This window comes from Nonomuraea sp. NPDC059007 (genome assembly GCF_042740555.1).
Taxonomy (GTDB): domain Bacteria; phylum Actinomycetota; class Actinomycetes; order Streptosporangiales; family Streptosporangiaceae; genus Nonomuraea.
Map to the genome: position 1 here is coordinate 227,415 of NZ_JBHYJD010000002.1, position 16,001 is coordinate 243,415.

General features: G+C 68.9%; 17 protein-coding genes. 10 read left to right on the forward strand and 7 right to left on the reverse strand.

The genetic code is table 11. The annotated features are described in order from the left end of the window. Positions 1 to 1,249: 1,249 nt before the first annotated feature. The 3 genes from ACFWY5_RS03840 to ACFWY5_RS03850 form a co-directional block, all read right to left on the reverse strand. Positions 1,250 to 2,845: a GMC oxidoreductase gene (locus ACFWY5_RS03840; RefSeq protein ID WP_379630480.1), complete on the reverse strand. Its 1,596-nt coding sequence runs from the start codon at positions 2,843 to 2,845 to the stop codon at positions 1,250 to 1,252. Positions 2,846 to 3,044: 199 nt separating this feature from the next. Further along, positions 3,045 to 3,542, reverse strand: a complete 498-nt coding sequence (locus ACFWY5_RS03845) for a carboxymuconolactone decarboxylase family protein (protein WP_379630481.1) — start codon at positions 3,540 to 3,542, stop codon at positions 3,045 to 3,047. A gap of 48 nt (positions 3,543 to 3,590) precedes the next feature. Beyond that, complete coding sequence (locus tag ACFWY5_RS03850; protein ID WP_379630482.1) at positions 3,591 to 4,652, reverse strand: dihydrodipicolinate reductase; 1,062 nt, start codon at positions 4,650 to 4,652, stop codon at positions 3,591 to 3,593. Positions 4,653 to 4,719: 67 nt separating this feature from the next. On the opposite strand from ACFWY5_RS03850, the gene ACFWY5_RS03855 reads away from it, so the two are divergent. Both ACFWY5_RS03855 and ACFWY5_RS03860 read left to right on the forward strand, forming a co-directional pair. Further along, complete coding sequence (locus ACFWY5_RS03855) at positions 4,720 to 5,082, forward strand: MerR family transcriptional regulator (protein ID WP_379630483.1); 363 nt, start codon at positions 4,720 to 4,722, stop codon at positions 5,080 to 5,082. Positions 5,083 to 5,674: 592 nt separating this feature from the next. Then, on the forward strand, positions 5,675 to 6,049 hold the full coding sequence (locus tag ACFWY5_RS03860; RefSeq protein ID WP_379630484.1) for a CHRD domain-containing protein: 375 nt from the start codon (positions 5,675 to 5,677) through the stop codon (positions 6,047 to 6,049). A 198-nt stretch (positions 6,050 to 6,247) separates the two neighbouring features. On the opposite strand, the gene ACFWY5_RS03865 is transcribed toward ACFWY5_RS03860, so the two are convergent. After that, entirely contained in the window at positions 6,248 to 6,616 is a 369-nt protein-coding gene (locus tag ACFWY5_RS03865) for a ClpX C4-type zinc finger protein (protein WP_379630485.1), read from the reverse strand. Between the two features lie 17 nt (positions 6,617 to 6,633). Then, positions 6,634 to 6,972 carry a hypothetical protein gene (locus tag ACFWY5_RS03870; protein WP_379614685.1) on the reverse strand — a complete coding sequence of 113 codons (339 nt, stop codon included), beginning with the start codon at positions 6,970 to 6,972 and terminating at the stop codon, positions 6,634 to 6,636. A 311-nt stretch (positions 6,973 to 7,283) separates the two neighbouring features. On the opposite strand from ACFWY5_RS03870, the gene ACFWY5_RS03875 reads away from it, so the two are divergent. The 4 genes from ACFWY5_RS03875 to ACFWY5_RS03890 all read left to right on the forward strand — a co-directional run bounded on the left by ACFWY5_RS03875 (position 7,284) and on the right by ACFWY5_RS03890 (position 11,704). Next, positions 7,284 to 9,104: a glycosyltransferase family 2 protein gene (locus ACFWY5_RS03875; RefSeq protein WP_379630486.1), complete on the forward strand. Its 1,821-nt coding sequence runs from the start codon at positions 7,284 to 7,286 to the stop codon at positions 9,102 to 9,104. A gap of 87 nt (positions 9,105 to 9,191) precedes the next feature. Continuing rightward, a complete protein-coding gene (locus tag ACFWY5_RS03880; protein WP_379630487.1) occupies positions 9,192 to 10,202 on the forward strand; it encodes an energy-coupling factor ABC transporter permease in 1,011 nt (336 codons plus the stop codon). A gap of 3 nt (positions 10,203 to 10,205) precedes the next feature. Continuing rightward, positions 10,206 to 10,964: a cobalt ECF transporter T component CbiQ gene (gene cbiQ, locus ACFWY5_RS03885; protein ID WP_379630488.1), complete on the forward strand. Its 759-nt coding sequence runs from the start codon at positions 10,206 to 10,208 to the stop codon at positions 10,962 to 10,964. Continuing rightward, positions 10,961 to 11,704 carry an energy-coupling factor ABC transporter ATP-binding protein gene (locus ACFWY5_RS03890; protein ID WP_379614677.1) on the forward strand — a complete coding sequence of 248 codons (744 nt, stop codon included), beginning with the start codon at positions 10,961 to 10,963 and terminating at the stop codon, positions 11,702 to 11,704. Before cbiQ ends, ACFWY5_RS03890 begins: the two co-directional genes overlap by 4 nt. Here the strand turns inward: ACFWY5_RS03890 and ACFWY5_RS03895 are convergent. Next, entirely contained in the window at positions 11,682 to 12,698 is a 1,017-nt protein-coding gene (locus ACFWY5_RS03895; protein ID WP_379614675.1) for a potassium channel family protein, read from the reverse strand. The genes ACFWY5_RS03890 and ACFWY5_RS03895 overlap by 23 nt on opposite strands. 77 nt (positions 12,699 to 12,775) lie before the next feature. Here ACFWY5_RS03895 and ACFWY5_RS03900 point away from each other — a divergent pair, with 77 nt between their 5' ends. The 4 genes from ACFWY5_RS03900 to ACFWY5_RS03915 all read left to right on the forward strand — a co-directional run bounded on the left by ACFWY5_RS03900 (position 12,776) and on the right by ACFWY5_RS03915 (position 15,429). Beyond that, the gene (locus ACFWY5_RS03900) at positions 12,776 to 13,114 is read left to right on the forward strand and encodes an STAS domain-containing protein (RefSeq protein WP_379614673.1); all 339 of its coding nucleotides are present in this window, start codon (positions 12,776 to 12,778) and stop codon (positions 13,112 to 13,114) included. 59 nt (positions 13,115 to 13,173) lie between these two features. After that, on the forward strand, positions 13,174 to 13,947 hold the full coding sequence (locus ACFWY5_RS03905; RefSeq protein ID WP_379614671.1) for an SDR family NAD(P)-dependent oxidoreductase: 774 nt from the start codon (positions 13,174 to 13,176) through the stop codon (positions 13,945 to 13,947). A gap of 6 nt (positions 13,948 to 13,953) precedes the next feature. Continuing rightward, positions 13,954 to 14,721, forward strand: a complete 768-nt coding sequence (locus tag ACFWY5_RS03910; protein ID WP_379614669.1) for a crotonase/enoyl-CoA hydratase family protein — start codon at positions 13,954 to 13,956, stop codon at positions 14,719 to 14,721. A gap of 99 nt (positions 14,722 to 14,820) precedes the next feature. Next, positions 14,821 to 15,429, forward strand: a complete 609-nt coding sequence (locus ACFWY5_RS03915) for a rhomboid family intramembrane serine protease (protein ID WP_379614667.1) — start codon at positions 14,821 to 14,823, stop codon at positions 15,427 to 15,429. Here the strand turns inward: ACFWY5_RS03915 and ACFWY5_RS03920 are convergent. Then, positions 15,426 to 15,986 (reverse strand): TIGR00645 family protein, encoded by a 561-nt coding sequence (locus ACFWY5_RS03920; protein WP_379614665.1) that lies wholly within the window; start codon positions 15,984 to 15,986, stop codon positions 15,426 to 15,428. The two genes, ACFWY5_RS03915 and ACFWY5_RS03920, sit on opposite strands and share 4 nt — an antisense overlap. Positions 15,987 to 16,001: the final 15 nt, after the last annotated feature.

Sequence of the window (16,001 nt, forward strand, 5' to 3'; positions counted from 1 at the left end):
CAACGGGTATCGAGGTGTCTATCCGCTGGTGCTTCCTCGCCTCAGTATTGGCGCGCGGGCTTACAGCGCCTACTGAAACGTCAACCGTACCAATCACGTCGGCTTTGCCGTCGACGGAGAAAAGGTTTTGTCCTTAACGCTATGTACGCCGAAGAGGCGATGGGCCTGCCGGGCTGGGAACGGCAGCCGCAGGTGCGAGAGGTCCTTCCCTATTTCGATTGGCGGAAGGGGGAGAGTTGCTGGGCTGCCGCTCTTCCGGCTGCAGAGCTGGCTACCGACGTGAGGCTGAGCGAGGAATGGATTGCCGGAGCCTCATCCTTCATCACGGGGGCGGCCGAAGATCTGCATTGCTATCCGCTCTGCGCGCCCGTGCCGCTGTACCGCGGGACCTGTTCCGGAGGGGGCCTCGGGTGAAGTGTGGAACGGCGTGCATTCCGACCGCTGCCCGGGGGTGACGTAGGGGGTCGGCTTCGCTCCAGGAACCGATTTGGGTGGGGTACGTGACGTGGAATCGGTCGTCGTCGCCGGCCGTACGGCTGAGTGGGGACGAGGGTGTGCTTTGGGTTGGGTCTGGTTGGGGGTGGGGTGTGCGCGTACGGTGGCGGCACGCCTGGGGAGTCCTTTTGGTCCGCTGTCGGCGGTTTGGGCTTCTCGTGGTGATGGGGACCCCGGTGGCTTCGGCCCGCGGGCGTGGAAGGGCCCACCCGCGCTTCGGTGATTGGGCGGGTGAGCCCGGCTGTGGTCGGCGTTGCGGATGGTGCGCAGGGGAAATGCCAAGGAAGATGTACGGCGGGCAGACCTTGCACCGGCTCTGACGTGCGAAAATGGTCAAATGGGGGATAGGGAAGAAATCTATCTTCGGGTAGACCCAAACGATTCACTGCGTGACGCGTACGACGACCTTTTCGTCAGGACCCAGCCGGGGGCACTGGAGCATCGGGAGTACCTCGCGGGCCGCTATTGGATCATCTTTCGGGATACCGGGCAGACCCGAGACGGGACCGATGGCAACATCGTTCGCATCTTCGAACTCACGACGAAGGTCGTGCGCACCGCGCACTAGCCGAAAAGTGGCCGCGCCGCGTCTTTCTGGGCAGATGGCACATGTGGCGCATCTTGCCATTCACCTGCGGACTCGTGAGGCGGGTGGGAAAGATGATGGCATCCGCTGACCCGGTCAAGGGCGAAGCGGACACCCCCGGCTCAGGAGATCTTGCAGATTCATACCCTGGGCCGGGGGTGGCGGTGATCAGAGGTCAGTGGCGATGATGGTGTCGATGTTGCGTTCGGCCAGTGCGGTGATGGTGACGAACGGGTTCACGCTGGTGTTGCCTGGGATCAGCGCGCCGTCGATGACGTAGAGGCCGGGGTAGGCGGTCAGGCGGCCGTAGTTGTCGGTGGCTTTGTTGAGTACGGCGCCGCCGAGCGGGTGGTACGTGAGATGATCGCCCCAGATCTTGTAGACGCCGAACAGGTCGGTCCGGTAGATCGTGCCCTCTTTCGCGTTGATCTTGTCGAAGATCGTTTTGGCCATGTCGATGGACGGCTGTTTCCAGGATGTCTGCCAGTTCAAGTCCACCGAGCTCGTCGCGGAATTCCAGGTGAAGGTGGCCCTGTTCGGATTCTTGGTGATCGAGAGATAGAACGAGGCGAACGTTTCGATTCCCGTCGGCAGCGGGGCGACCTCGGCGAAGGCGCCACCGGCCGACCAGTTGTCTATGCCGGAACAGGGGATCGTCGACTGGAGTTTGCCGGTCGGGTCCCAGAGGTGGTTGGCGCGGCCGCACATGACATTGCCGTTGTCGCCCCAGCCCTTGCCGATCTCGTTGTTCAGATGGGGTAACGCGCCGGTTGCCTTCAGCTTCACCAGGAGCTTGCTGGTCCCGACGCTGCCCGCCGCGAAGAAGACGCGGTCGGCGGTGACGGTCTTGGTGGCGGTGGTGGCGCCGCTGGTGTTGAGCTGGTCGATGACGACGGTGTAGCCGCCGCCGGACGCGGGGGTGACAGAGGTGACCTTGTGGAGAGCGGAGATGGTGACCCTGCCGGTCGCCTTGGCGCGGGCCAGGTAGGTCTGTTGCAGGGATTTCTTGCCGTGGTTGTTGCCGTAAAGGATCTCTCCGGCCAGGGCTGACTTGGTGGCAGTTCCGGCGGCCTCCCGCTTCATGTAGTCCCAGTCGTAGACGTCGGGAACGAAGACGAACGGGAATCCTGAGCGCTGCGCGTGCTTACGGCCGACGCGCGAGTACTGGTAGCAGGCGGTGCTGTCGAACCATGCGGGGTCGATGAGGCCGACGCCCAGACCGGCGTTGGCACGGGGGTAATAGGTGGCGTACATCTCGTCGGCGTTCACCGAGGGAAGCACCGTGGCGAAGTTCTCGCGCTTGGGCGTCACTGCCATGCCGCCGTTCACCAGGGAGCCGCCGCCGACGCCGCGGCCCTGGTAGACGGTGATGCCGCTGAACTCCTCCGCGTCGAGGATGCCCGTGTAGCGAGGGATGTCGCGGTCGATGGGGAAGCCGAGGAAGTAGTTGAGGGGGGCCTTGGTACGTGTGCGCAGCCAGTAGGAGCGCTGGTCGGGGGAGAGCGTGTTGCAGAAGATCTTGCCATCGGGGCCTGGCGTGTCCCACGCCATCCCCATTTCCACCATGTGTACGGCCACGCCCGCCTCTGCCAGGCGAAGGGCGGCGACGGCTCCGCCGTACCCGGTGCCGATCACCAGGGCGGGCACGCGCTCGCCCGAGGTGATGACGGCGGCGCGGGCCGCGGGGGCGCGACCGGCCAGGACCGCGGCGCCCAGGAGAGAACCGGTTCCAGCGATGAAGCCACGACGGGAGACACCCGACATGTACCACTCCTCACTCTCGACGGATTCGCGCCTTGACATCACTTGGTGCGGGCGGGTTCGCCATGGGCCGGCTCTGTCGCGGTGGGCGAGGGCTCGCACGGGATTCATTGGGTGGTGGGCTCGGGTTCGTGCTTGGGCGGTTTGTGTGTCTTCGGCTGCGTGGTGGGCGTCGGGCCGGGTGAGGTCGCGGCTTCGGCGCTCATTTCCTGGCGGGCGAGGCTCCGCTGGGCAGCTTGCACACGGTGTCGAGGCCGAGCACCCGGTTGAGGCGGCCGAACGCCAGCCAGGAGCCGATGCTCATGCTCAGTTCGACGATTTCGAGCTGGGTGTAGTGGGCCGTCATCCGGTCCCAGAACTCGTCGTCGAGGGCGTGGTGGTCGAGGGCGTAGCGCTCGGCGTACTCGGCGGCCAGGCGGGTGCGCTCGTCGAAGGCGTCGGTGGTGGGCCAGTCGGTCACGGCGTCGGCGAAGGTGTCCTCGACCTTCTGCCCGTCGCGCTCGGTCCGCCAGTCGAGGCAGAAGACACAGCCGTTGATCTGCGCGATCCGCAGCCGGGCCGCCTCGAACTCGCGCAGCCCGAGCGTGGTGTGGGCGTACACCGACAGCGAGAAGTGCGAGGCGGCGGGGCCGATTCCGGGCACCATCTCGCCCCAGACGTACTCGATGGCGTCCTTGCCTTCGGGAATGTCGATCCTCATGTCAGCCTCTCCGGGCCCGCGAGCGTGGCGGCGACGCGGTGCCGGTCGTCATGTCAGCTTTCCGGGCCTCAGGGGTACGTCGAGGGCGTCGTAGAGGCCGGGTTCCGCGGCCAGGAGCCAGTCGATGGCGCCGATCAGCCTGCCGACGGCGGTGGCGTTGCCGCCCGCGGAGCGGTTGCCGTCCTCGTCGGTGGCCTCGACCGTGACCTCGATCCGCGGGCGGCCCTCGATGACCACCCGGTGCGCGCCGACGCCGTCCGGCGGTGTGGGCCAGTCGGGCGCGCAGGAGGCGTGGATGCGGGTGACGTGCTCGATGACGATGCGGGGCGCGCCGCCGATGACGCCCTGGACCTCGAAGCGGACCGCGCCCTGGGTGCCTGCGTCGAACTTGCCCATCGTCACCGTGCTCACCGTCGCGTCGAGCGCCCGCCGCTCGACGGTCTCGCGGATCTCGTCGAGGTCTACGCCGAGGGCGCGGGCCATGAGCCGTATCTGCCCGCCCCAGACCATGGACGGAATCGTGGGCGCGAGCATGGGCGGCTCGTAGTCCATCGGCTGGCCCATGCCGACCAGGTAGCGGACGGAGTCCTCCTGGTCGTAGGTGGAGTAGTCGAAGATCTCCTGGCAGCGGATGACGTCCACGACGGAGCCGAGGCCGCTGACCAGCAGCGGCAGCACGTCGTTGCCCCAGCCGGGGTCGACGCCGGAGACGAACAGCGAGCCGCCGCCCTCGGCGATGGCCGACAGCACGGGCTCACGGAGTTCGGGCGGGGCGTTGCGCTGGTCGTAGAGGGCGTAGAGAGAGGGGGTGACGACGACGGCGCCGGCCCGGATGGCCTTGACGATGTCGGCGAGCGCCTCGTCTGGGCGGATTTCGCCGGAGGCGGCGTACACGACGGCGTCCGGACGGGCCGACAACGCGGCTTCGGCGTCGGCGCTCGCGGTGACGCCGAGGTCGCGGCCGAGGCCGGCGAGTTCTCCGGCGTCGTGGCCGACCTTGTCGGGATTGTGGACGATCACTGCGGCGAGTTCGAGATCCGGGTTGGCCTCGACGGCGCGGATGGCCGCGCGGCCGACATTGCCGGTACCCCAGACCATCGTGGAGACCATGGGCGGAGCGTAGCAAGCGCTTGGTTCGGTGTACAGGGCCTACCATCGGGGTCGGAGGGGGATGGGGATGAAGATCGGCGAGCTGGCCAGACGGGCCGGTGTGAGCGAGCGGTCGCTGCGTTACTACGAGCAGCAGGGCCTGCTGGTGGCCGGCCGTACGCCCGGCGGGCACCGCGACTACCCCGAGAGCGCGGTCGACCGGGTCATCCGGATTCAGGAGCTGTTCGCCGCGGGGCTGCACAGCAGGAAGATCGCGCGGGTGCTGCCCTGCATGCGCGACTCCGACGGCGGTCCCTCCGCCATCGCCACTCCCGCGCTGGTGGACGAGCTCACGCTGGAACGCGACCGGATCGACCGGATGATCGCCGACCTGGTCCGCTCCCGCGAGGTCCTCAACGACGTGATCGCCACGGCCGCGGGCAACGACTGACGGACTCGCCGCGGCAAGATCCGGTGGGGTAGGCCCGGTGAGGTGCCCGGCAGGGGGGCCGGTCAGGTGAGCGGTGGGGTGTCCGGTCAGGTGGTCCGGGTGGGGTGTCGGGCCGGGTGGTCCGGTGAGGCGTGCGGCGGGGTGTCGGTGTGCGTGGTCCGGTGTGGTGGGTGTCCGGCAAGGTGGTCTGGGTGGGGTGTTTGGGGAGGCGGGTGCTGTGGGGGTTCGGTGAGGTGGCGGCTGGGTGCTGTGGGGGTTTGGTGAGGTGGGCGGTTGGGTGGGGGTGTGGCTGGGTGGGGGTGTGGCCCGGTGGGGAAAGGTGGCTTACCGGGTGGGCGCTTTGCCCTTACTGGGCGAACCCGACGGCCGGACGATCCGTGCCGGGAGTGTCCCGTAGTCGGATGGGAGGAACGTTCCCATGCGCAAGCACCTGGCAGTCGTCGGCCTCACGGCGGCTGCCGCCCTTCTGGGCAGCTCCATCCCGGCGGCCGCCACTACCTCAACGGCAGCCACCACCTCAACGGCCGCCACCTCAACGGCATCCGCCACAACGGCAGTCACCACCTCAACGGCGGCTGATCATCGGCCGAGTGTGGTCAGGCTCAGTGGCAAGCAGGAAGTCCCGGGTCCCGGTGACCGGAACGGCTCCGGCGCCTTCTTCTGGCGGGTCAAGGGGTGGCACCTGTGCTACGCCCTGTCCGTGAGGAAGATCCGCCCGGCCACCGCCGCCCACATCCACCGCGGCGCCAGAGGGGTGGCGGGTGACATCACCGTCACGCTCAGGACGCCGTCCGACGGGTTCTCGAAGGGCTGCGTCAGGGCGGTCAAGCGGCAGAACGCCGCCAACGCCGCCACCACGCTCACCTGGAGGGAACTGCGCGCCATCAAGAGGTGGCCGCACAACTACTACGTCAACGTCCACAACAAGAGGTTCCCGATGGGCGCGGTACGCGGCCAGCTCCGCTGATCCCCCTGCTCCAGCTCCCCGGGGCGGCCGGGGAGCTGGAGCCCGTTCACTCGGCGGCGAGTCGTTCTGCCTCTTCGTGCAGCACCACGATCAGCGTCAACTCCAGGTGCAGGTCGCTGAGCTCCGGTGCCGCGAGGCCGTCAAGCACGCGCATGCGGGCCTCCCTTTGCTGGGAGACGCCTCAGCAGTCACAGAGGTTTACGCGGAAGGCTCTTTGAATCTTTCCCAGGCGGACTGCTTGGTCATGCTGAGGGAGGCGCCGATACGTTCCCAACTGACGTTACGGCCGCGCAGGTGCGCGACCCAGTCACGCATGTTGTCGTTGATCTGGGCCTGGACGGCTGCGATCTTCGGCAGGTGGTCGAGGATCTGGTCGTCGCTCATCGTCTCCCACATCGGCAGCCGCGGCTCGGTGCTGTCGGCCAGCTTCTCCTCTTCGAGGATCTGGTCGCACAGGGCCACGCACGAGTCGCAGATGTGGACCCCGGGGCCGGCGATGAGCTTGGCCACCTCGGTGCTCTTCTTGTGGCAGAAGGAGCAGTGCAGCTTGTCTTTCCAGTCAGGCATGGCCTGACGCTAACCCGTCAGGCTACTCCTGACAAGCCATCGTCGAGGAGGGTTTTCCGCTCCTCGTGGATGCGGCAGCACAGGGTGACGTAGGCGTCGAGCACCTTGTCGTAGGCGGCGCGCGCCTGGTCGACCTGGGCGCTGAGCGCGACGATCCGCTCGGGGTCGCCCTGGCGCTCGGCGTCCGCGAGCATCATGCGCGCCTCCAGCACGATGTCCTCAGCCCTGGTCCTGGTACGGCGGAGCAGTTCCGAACACTCGTAAAGCTCCTTCAGCCGCGCTGAAGTGAGGATGTCCTCGGCCGCGTAAAGCACCTTGGCCTGGGCCACGAGCTGCTTGTAGAGACTGGTTCCCATAACCTGCCACCTCCCGGTCAAGGTTGCCTGAGTGTAGACGCGCGAACCTTGAGCGCGGATCACGGCCGCGGCCAGGGGGTAGGGCACTGTTCCCTTCGGGGTTGTTCTTATCCCCCGGGTGGAAGAAGAGCGTTCCTGAACGGAATTCGATGCTCCGCATAGCCGCTCATTAGGTGCTTTAGCCTGAAATTTCGCCAGGTGCGGCGGAGGAAAACGGCGCACCAAGAGGCCCGATCGCCCACGCGAGAGCCGTTCCTCGTCACATACTGAAACGAAGTGCAAGCAGATTGTGACGGCTGAGGGGCGCGGCTGTGGCTGATACGACGACGGGGTGCGACGAGGATGCGGCGGACGTCAGCGTCATCATCCCGGCCCACAACTGCCGGACCTACCTGGACCGATGTCTGACCTCCGCGCTCATCCAGCGTGTGAAGAAGGAGATCGTCGTCATCGACGACGGCTCCGACGACGGCAGCGCCGAGCTTCTCGACCTCTACGCGACCTACCACCGCAGCATCGTGAAGGTGGTCCACCAGCCCTGCTCGGGCGGCGCCGGCAAGCCGCGCAACGTCGGCCTGGAACACGCCACCGGCCGCTACGTCTTCTTCTGCGACGCCGACGACTACCTCGGCGCCGAGGCGCTGGAGCGCATGGTCGCGATGGCCGACCGCAACGGCTCCGACATCGTCCTGGGCCGCATCGTCGGCCATGGCAGGCGGGCGCCGGTGTCGATGTTCCAGCGCAGCGCCGACCGGGTGGAGCTCGGCGAGAGCGCTGTCTACAACAGCCTGAGCTGCTTCAAGCTGTTCCGCAGGGAGATGCTGGAGCGCCACACGATCCGCTTCGCCGAGGATCAGCTCATCGGCGAGGACATCCAGTTCTCCGTGCACGCCTACTGCCACGCCGAGACGATCTCCGTGGTCGCCGACTACGACTGCTACCACCTCACCGCCCGCCCCGACGGCAGCAGCATCATGCAGCAGCCGGGCAGCCGCGACCCGATTTCCTGGCTCACGATGATCCGGGCTCCGATCGAGCTCATGACCCGGCACATCGAGCCGGGCCCGCTGCGCGACCACCTGCTCAGGCGGCACTTCAGGCTCGACGCCTTCGCCCAGCTCGGCGCGCCGTTCCTGGAGGCCGACGACGTCCGGCGCAAGGACATCGCGGCCGAGGTGGCCGCGCTCTGCGACGAGTACCTGACCCCGGGCGTGGCCGAGCGGCTCAACAGCACCGACCGCCAGCGCCTGGCCGCCCTCGGCGACATCGAGCGCCTGCTGCGCCTGGCCGACATCGAGAGCGCGACCGTGCTGCGGCGGCTGACCGGGCTGCGGTGGGAGGCCGAGCGGCTGCTGGTCACCGGTACGGCCCGGCTCGAAGGCATGCGCGACAACGACGGCGTCTCGGTCGTCCTGCGTGCCAGGCACGACCCGGCCGGCGAGCAGGTGGTGCCGGCCGAGTGCGAGGGCGGCGAGTTCACCGTGCGCATCGACCCGGCCCAGCTCGCCTCGGGCGTGTGGGACGCCTACGTCGCGGTCGAACTGGAGGGCGTGACCCGGCTGGGCAGGCTGGGCGCCAACCGGGAGGGCGGTATGGGCAGGCCGTCGCCCCGGCTGATCGGCAACGTGGTGGCGCTGCCGTACTTCACGAGGGACAACGGGAACCTCAGCCTCGACGTCGGCGGGCACGTGCTGGCGGTGCCGGGCAGCGTCCGCATCACCAGGACGCGCTGGGGGCTGGGGCACCGGCTGCTGCTCGACGGCGAGATCACGGTCGGCGGGTCGGCGGTGGAGGCGGGAGCCGTACGCGGGCTGGTGTGGAAGGAGCGGCGCACGGGCAGCGAGCGGACCGAGCGCGTGACCGCGCTGCCCGGCGGGGCCTTCGCGGCGCGGCCCGCGGTGGGCCGATTCGCGCCCGGCACCTGGGACGCCTACCTGGAACTGGAGCTCGGCGGGCCGCCCGCCCGCTTCCGCATCGAGACCGGCGCGGTGGGGGTGCCCGCGGCGCGGCGCTGGTGGCGGGGCGCGGTGCTGCGGAGCGTGCGGCCGTACGCGACCTCGGGGCGTGGACGGCTGAGCACGGTCGTGCGGAAGCTGACGCCGAGGGCGATTATCCGGAGAATTCTTCGCTAAATGCCATCTATGTGCAGGTGCAAGGCGATGCCTTATCGTAAGGACGTTATCCCCCCAAAAATCCCCCCTTACTGAGAGGCAGGAGTCGTGCACGTTCCCGATGGCTTCTTCAACGCGGCGGTGTCCATCTCCGCCGGGGTCGTCGCGGCAGCGGGGGTCGCGGTCTGCCTGCGCGGCGCCCGGCGCGAGCTCGACGACCGGACGGCGCCCATGGCGGGCCTCGTGGCGGCGTTCATCTTCGCCGTCCAGATGCTCAACTTCCCGGTGGCCGCCGGCACCAGCGGCCACCTGCTCGGCGGCGCGCTGGCCGCGATACTCGTCGGGCCGTACACAGGTGTCCTGTGCGTGGCCGTGGTGCTGCTGGTCCAGGGCTTGTTCTTCGCCGACGGCGGGCTGACCGCGCTGGGCGTCAACATCACCATCATGGGCATCGTGACCGTCCTGGTCGGCTGGGGCGTGTTCCGGCTGATCACCCGTTTCGCCGCGGGCAAGGGCGCGATCACGGTCGCCGCGTTCCTGGCCGCGCTCGTCTCCGTGCCCGCCTCGGCACTGGCGTTCACGGCCCTGTTCGCGATCGGCGGCACCGCGCCGATCGAGGTCGGCGCGGTGGCCGCCGCGATGGGCGGCGTGCACGTTCTGATCGGCATCGGTGAGGGGCTGATCACCGCGGTGACCGTCGGCGCCGTCCTGGCGGTCCGCCCTGATCTCGTGTACGGCGCGGCCGGCCTGGCCAAGCCGCTCGTGCTCCGTGGCGCCGACGGTTCCGTCACCGAGGCTCCCGGAGAGCCGGAGACCATCCAGAAGGCCGGGGTGCGGCCGTTCGTGCTGGGCGGGCTCGGCGTGACGCTGATCCTGGCGGGCGTGGTCTCCTTCTTCGCCTCCTCCTCACCCGACGGCCTGGAGCGGGTGGCCGAGGACAAGGGGTTCATCGACCAGACCACCGACCATCTGTTCGGCACGTGGGCGCTGGCCGACTACGGCGACGTCGGCGGCATCCCGGTGGGCGTCGCCGGCATCATCGGCGTCGGCCTGACGCTGCTGGTGGCGGCCGGCATCGCGTACGCGGTGCGCAGCCGTAAGGTCAAGGCCGGGGCGTAAGCCATGGGCGCGGGCCACCACCACCAGCTCTACCGGCCGGGCGGCTCGCTCGTGCACCGGCTGCCGCCGCAGTGCAAGCTGCTCGCGGTCCTGGCCTTCGCCATCGTGGTGGTGGCCACGCCCCGCGAGGCGTTCTGGGCGTTCGGGTGCTACGCGGTGCTGCTCGTGGCGGTGGCGGCCGTGGCGAGGGTGCCGCTGACGTTCGTCGCGCGGCGCATGGTGATCGAGCTGCCGTTCGTCCTGTTCGCCTTCCTCATCCCGGTCATCGGGATGGGGGAGCGGACCACCGTGCTCGGGCTCTCGCTGAGCGTGCCCGGCCTCTGGGCGGCCTGGAACATCCTGGCCAAGGCCTCCCTCGGGGTGGTCGCCTCGATCCTGCTGGCCGCCACGACCGAGCCGCGGGCGGTCCTCATGGGCGCGCAGCGGCTGCGAGTGCCGTCGCTGCTCGTGCAGATCGCCATGTTCATGCTGCGCTACATGGACGTGATCGTGGACGAGATGCGCAGGATGAAGGTCGCCAGGGAGTCGCGCGGGTTCGAGGCGCGCAACATGCGGCACATCCCGGTCATCGCGCGCTCGGTCGGGGCCCTGTTCATCCGCTCCTACGAGCGGGGTGAGAGAGTGCACCTGGCGATGCTGAGCCGGGGGTACGACGGCCGGATGCCGGTCGTGCAGGAGATCTCGGCCGGTGTGCGGCAATGGGCGATCGCGCTGGCGCTGCCCGGCGGGGCGCTGGCCGTACTGGGGATGATGGCGTTGTGAACTACTCGCTGGAGGTCAAGGACCTCGCCTACGCCTACCCCGACGGGACGCAGGCGTTGTTCGGGGTGGACCTGGCCGTCGGGCGCGGCGAGCGGGTCGCGCTGCTGGGGCCCAACGGCGCCGGCAAGACGACGCTCGTCATGCATCTCAACGGCATCCTCACCGCGGGGCACGGTACTGTCACCGTCGCGGGCACCCCGGTGCGCAAGGACACGGTCAAGGAGATCCGCCAGCGCGTCGGCCTGGTGTTCCAGGACCCCGACGACCAGTTGTTCATGCCGACGGTCCGCGACGACGTCGCCTTCGGCCCCGCCAACGCGGGCCTGCGCGGCGAGGAGCTCGAACGCCGGGTCAAGGACGCGCTCGACCGGGTCGGCATGCTGGAGTTCGCCGACCGGCCGCCGCACCACCTGTCCTTCGGCCAGCGGCGGCGGGTGGCGGTCGCGACCGTGCTGGTCATGGAGCCGGAGATCCTCGTGCTGGACGAGCCGTCGTCCAACCTGGACCCGGCCGCGCGCAGGGAACTGGCCGAGATCCTGCGCTCGCTGGAGGTGACCGTGCTCATGGTGACGCACGACCTGCCGTACGCGCTGGAGCTGTGCGAGCGCTCGCTCATCCTGTCGGGCGGCGTGATCGCCGCCGACGGGCCCACGCGCGCGCTGCTCGCCGACCCCGACCTGCTCGCCGCGCACCGCCTTGAGCTGCCGTACGGCTTCGCTATACCCGCGGAACGTGGATGATGATCAGCCGGTCGCCGGCCTGCAGGGTCTGGGCCTGAGGGTCGGCGTAGGTCAGCAGGTCGCCGCCACGGGCCACGGCGACGACCATGCCGTCGCACTCGGCCGGCTCCTTGCCCACCTCGTCGGCGGTGACGGCGCGTTCGTACAGGTCCAGGCCCTTGCCGAAGACCAGGAAGTCCTCGATGAGCGCGCTGATCGCCGGGCTCTGCGTCGCCACGCCCAGCATCCGGCCGGCGGCCTCGGAGGAGGTGATGACCACGTCGGCGCCGCTCTGCCTGACCAGCGGGTCGTTCTCGGCCTCCCGTACCGCCGCGACGATGGTCGCCGACGGGTTGAGGCTGCGCGCCGTGAGCGTGACCAGGGCCGCGGTGTCGTCGCGCTGGACGGCGATGATGACCTGGGCGGCCGTCCTGATGCCGGCGCGGTTGAGCACCTCGCTGCGGGTGGCGTCGCCCTGCACTCCCACGAACCCGTCCGCGGTCGCCTCCTCGACCAGCGCGCGGACCGGGTCGATCACCACGATCGACTCCTTCGTGCGCTCGTTCTCCAGCAGCGTGCGGATCGCCGAGCGGCCCTTGGTGCCGTAGCCGATGATCAGCGTGTGATCGTGCAACCTGGACCTCCAGCGTCTGATCCGGAAAACGTCGCGGGTGCGTTTGGTGAGCACCTCAAGCGTGGTGCCGACCAGGATGATCAGGAAGGCCACGCGCAGCGGGGTCACCGCCACGATGTTGACGATCCGGGCGGTGTCGGTGACCGGGGTGATGTCGCCGTATCCGGTGGTGGAGAGCGAGACGGTCACGTAGTAGAGGGCATCGAGCAGCGAGACGGCGCCGTCGGCGTTGTCGTGGTAGCCGTCCAGATCGACCGCCACCAGCAGGAACATGGCGGCGAGCACGCCCAGGGCCATCGCCATGCGCCGCAGGACCGCGCGCAGAGGGCTCATCGGCGCGGAGGGCAGCTGAACGCCCGGCTCCGCCTCATCCTCCCGCATAGGGGCTGATCGTAGTTTGTGCATGCCCGCTTATCGGGGATGTCCAAGTACAGTGGCTCATCGAGGAGGGGCCGAACATGAAGCTGCGGCTTGCGCGACACTCGATGGGCGATGCCGTGGTGGTGGCCGTCGAGGGTGAACTCGATCTGTTCACCGCGCCCTTCCTGCGCGACGAGGTGCGCGATGCCATCAAGCAGGACAGTGCGCGGCTGGTGCTCGACCTGCAACAGTTGTCGTTCATGGACTCCAGCGGGCTGTCGGTGCTGATCGAGGCGTGGCGGCTGGCGACCGGCGAGGGCGGCGGCGTGTCCCTGGCCGCCCCGCAGGCGCCCGTGGCCCGCATCCTGCGTACCACCGGCCTTGACCGGCGGATCAAGGTCTACACCGACGTCGACAGCGCCGTCGGCGGCATGTGACCGCGAATTAACCCACCCCGAGTAGAACTTCATTCGGTTGTCGGGTTAGGGTCCGGGATATGGACGTCAACGGATCTGCAGCAATCATCTCCGGCGGTGCCAGCGGCCTCGGTGAGGCCACCGCCCGCGAGCTGGCCGCCCACGGCGCGACCGTGGTCATCGCCGACCTCAACGAGGAGCGCGGCAAGGCCATCGCCGACGAGCTCGGCGGAGTCTTCGTCAAGACCGACGTGTCGGACGAGGAGCAGGTGCAGGCGGCGGTGGACGCCGCCGTGGCGACCGGCAAGCCGGTCCGTGTGATCGTGAACAGCGCCGGCATCGGCTGGGCCGAGCGGACCGTCAACCGCGACGGCGCGCCGCACAGCCTCGGCAGCTACCGCAAGGTCATCGAGGTGAACCTGATCGGCACGTTCAACCTCATGCGCATCGGCGCGGCCGCCATCGCCAAGACCGAGCCCGCCTCCGAGGACGGTCACCGCGGTGTCGTCATCAACACCGCCTCCGTGGCGGCGCTGGAGGGCCAGACGGGTCAGCTCGCCTACTCCGCCTCCAAGGGCGGCATCGTGGGCATGACGGTCCCGGCCGCGCGCGACCTGGCGGCGATCGGCGTACGCGTGAACACGGTCTGCCCCGGCATCATCGACACCCCGATCTACGGCTTCTCGCCGAACTCGGAGGAGTTCAAGGCCAAGCTGGTGGCTCCGGTGGTCTTCCCGAAGCGCATGGGCCGTCCCGACGAGTTCGCCCACCTGGTCCGCTCGCTGATCGAGAACGACTACATGAACGCCGAAGTCGTCCGCTTCGACGGCGGCATCCGCTTCCAGCCCAAGTGAGGTCGCGTGTCTGACTCTGAGGTTCTCGTCGAGGAATCCGGCAACGTCGCCGTCATCACGATCAACCGGCCGCGGGCCCGCAACGCCGTCAACGGCGCGGTGGCCCGCGGCATCGCCGCGGCGCTGGACGAGCTCGACGCCCGCGCCGACATCTCGGCCTACGTCCTGACCGGGGCGGGCGGCACCTTCTGCGCGGGAATGGACCTCAAGGGCTTCCTGTCCGGCGACTTCCCGGTGGTCGAGGGCCGCGGCTTCGGCGGTCTGGCCGAGGCGCCGCCGAAGAAGCCGCTGGTCGCCGCCGTCGAGGGGTACGCGCTGGCCGGCGGGTTCGAGCTTGCGCTGTCCTGCGACGTGATCGTCGCCTCCGAGGAGGCCAAGTTCGGGCTGCCCGAGCCCAAGCGCGGCCTGGTGGCCGGCGCCGGCGGCGTCATGCGGCTGCCCCGCCGCATCCCCTACCACGTGGCCATGGAGATCGCCCTGACCGGCGACCACTACCCGGCCGCCCGCCTGTACGAGCTGGGCCTGGTCAACCGGATCACCCCGGCGGGCGGCGCCCTTGACACGGCGCTGGAGCTGGCCGGGAAGATCGCCGCGAACGCCCCGCTGGCGCTGGCGGCCACCAAGAAGGTGATCATCGAGTCGCAGGACTGGTCGCTGGAGGAGATGTTCACCAGGCAGGGCGCGATCGTCGGGCCGGTGTTCGGCTCGAAGGACGCGATGGAGGGCGCCGCGGCCTTCGCCGAGAAGCGCGCCCCCCACTGGAAGGGCGAGTAGCACAGAGGGCCCTCTCCGTTGAGAAGGGGGCCCTCTACGCATGCGTGGCGATTCCTGCGTACGGTAAAAGAGAAGTCAGTCGACCCCGCAGGAGCGCGCATGAACGGCCAGCCCGAAGGACGGTCCCGCTTCCGTGGCACGCTCGCCGAAGCCGCGGGTGCCGTGATCTTGCTTGTCGTGGCGGTCGCCGCCATGTGGGCCATCGAGGTCGCGGACTACGTCCTGCCGGCCAACCTCGACGACTACGGCATCGCCGGCTGGCAGCCCTCCGGTCTGGTCGGGATCCTGTTCGCGCCGTTCCTGCACGTGGGCTTCGGCCATCTGATGGCCAACTCGCTGCCGTTGCTCATCCTGGGCTTCCTGGCGGCGGTGCGCGGGCTGGGCCGGTTCGTGGCGGCCACCCTGCTGATCATCCTGATCGGCGGGCTCGGCACCTGGCTGACCACCCCGATCGGGACCGTCGCGGTGGGCGCCAGCGGCCTCATCTTCGGCTATTTCGGCTATGTGGTGGCCCGCGGGATCTTCGACCGCAGCATCCTCGACATCGTCATCGCGGTGGGCGTGGCGATCGCCTACTACTCGATGCTGCTCGGCGTGCTGCCGAACCAGCCCGGCATCTCCTGGCAGGGCCACCTGTTCGGCCTCATCGCCGGTGTGGTGTCGGCGTGGGTGCTGCGCCGGCGCCGCAACTCCCTCACCGCCTACTAGTGCACCAGGTCCTTGGTCCGCTCGGCGGGCGAGTGGGACAGCAGCCGGTCGATCCACGCCAGCCCGATCGCGGAGGCCACGAAGGCCAGGTGGATGAACGTCTGCCACATGATCTTGTTGTCGGGGATCCAGCGCGCCTGGATGAACGTCTGCAGCAGGTGCACCGACGAGATGCCGATGATCGCGGTGCCCAGCTTGACCTTGAGCACGTTGGCGTTGACGTGGGAGAGCCACTCGGGCTCGTCGGGGTGCCCGTTGAGGTTGATCCGTGAGACGAACGTCTCATAGCCGCCGACGATGACCATGATGAGCAGGTTGGAGATCATCACGACGTCGATCAGCGCGAGCACGGAGAGCATGACGATGACCTCCATGCTCGGCGGCTCGCCCTCGGTCAGCTTGGAGAAGCTCGCCGCGACCGGCGAATGGCCGGGATCGCCGGTGGCGACCGTCTGGATCAGGTGCCACAACTCGACCAGGAACTGCCACACGTAGACGCCCTGCGCCACGATCAGCCCCAGGTAGAGCGGCAACTGGAGCCAGCGGCTGGCGAACATCAGGTACCCCAGGCC

Excerpts from the sequence above, each read along its gene's own strand:
- ACFWY5_RS03850 (WP_379630482.1), bottom strand. The coding sequence starts at position 4,652 with ATGGTCTCCACGATGGTCTGGGGTACCGGCAATGTCGGCCGCGCGGCC.
- ACFWY5_RS03865 (WP_379630485.1), bottom strand. The coding sequence starts at position 6,616 with ATGCCTGACTGGAAAGACAAGCTGCACTGCTCCTTCTGCCACAAGAAG.
- ACFWY5_RS03840 (WP_379630480.1), bottom strand. The coding sequence starts at position 2,845 with ATGTCGGGTGTCTCCCGTCGTGGCTTCATCGCTGGAACCGGTTCTCTC.
- ACFWY5_RS03920 (WP_379614665.1), bottom strand. The coding sequence starts at position 15,986 with ATGTTCGCCAGCCGCTGGCTCCAGTTGCCGCTCTACCTGGGGCTGATC.
- ACFWY5_RS03895 (WP_379614675.1), bottom strand. The coding sequence starts at position 12,698 with ATGCGGGAGGATGAGGCGGAGCCGGGCGTTCAGCTGCCCTCCGCGCCG.
- ACFWY5_RS03905 (WP_379614671.1), top strand. The coding sequence starts at position 13,174 with ATGGACGTCAACGGATCTGCAGCAATCATCTCCGGCGGTGCCAGCGGC.
- ACFWY5_RS03915 (WP_379614667.1), top strand. The coding sequence starts at position 14,821 with ATGAACGGCCAGCCCGAAGGACGGTCCCGCTTCCGTGGCACGCTCGCC.
- cbiQ (WP_379630488.1), top strand. The coding sequence starts at position 10,206 with ATGGGCGCGGGCCACCACCACCAGCTCTACCGGCCGGGCGGCTCGCTC.
- ACFWY5_RS03855 (WP_379630483.1), top strand. The coding sequence starts at position 4,720 with ATGAAGATCGGCGAGCTGGCCAGACGGGCCGGTGTGAGCGAGCGGTCG.
- ACFWY5_RS03870 (WP_379614685.1), bottom strand. The coding sequence starts at position 6,972 with ATGGGAACCAGTCTCTACAAGCAGCTCGTGGCCCAGGCCAAGGTGCTT.
- ACFWY5_RS03900 (WP_379614673.1), top strand. The coding sequence starts at position 12,776 with ATGAAGCTGCGGCTTGCGCGACACTCGATGGGCGATGCCGTGGTGGTG.
- ACFWY5_RS03845 (WP_379630481.1), bottom strand. The coding sequence starts at position 3,542 with ATGAGGATCGACATTCCCGAAGGCAAGGACGCCATCGAGTACGTCTGG.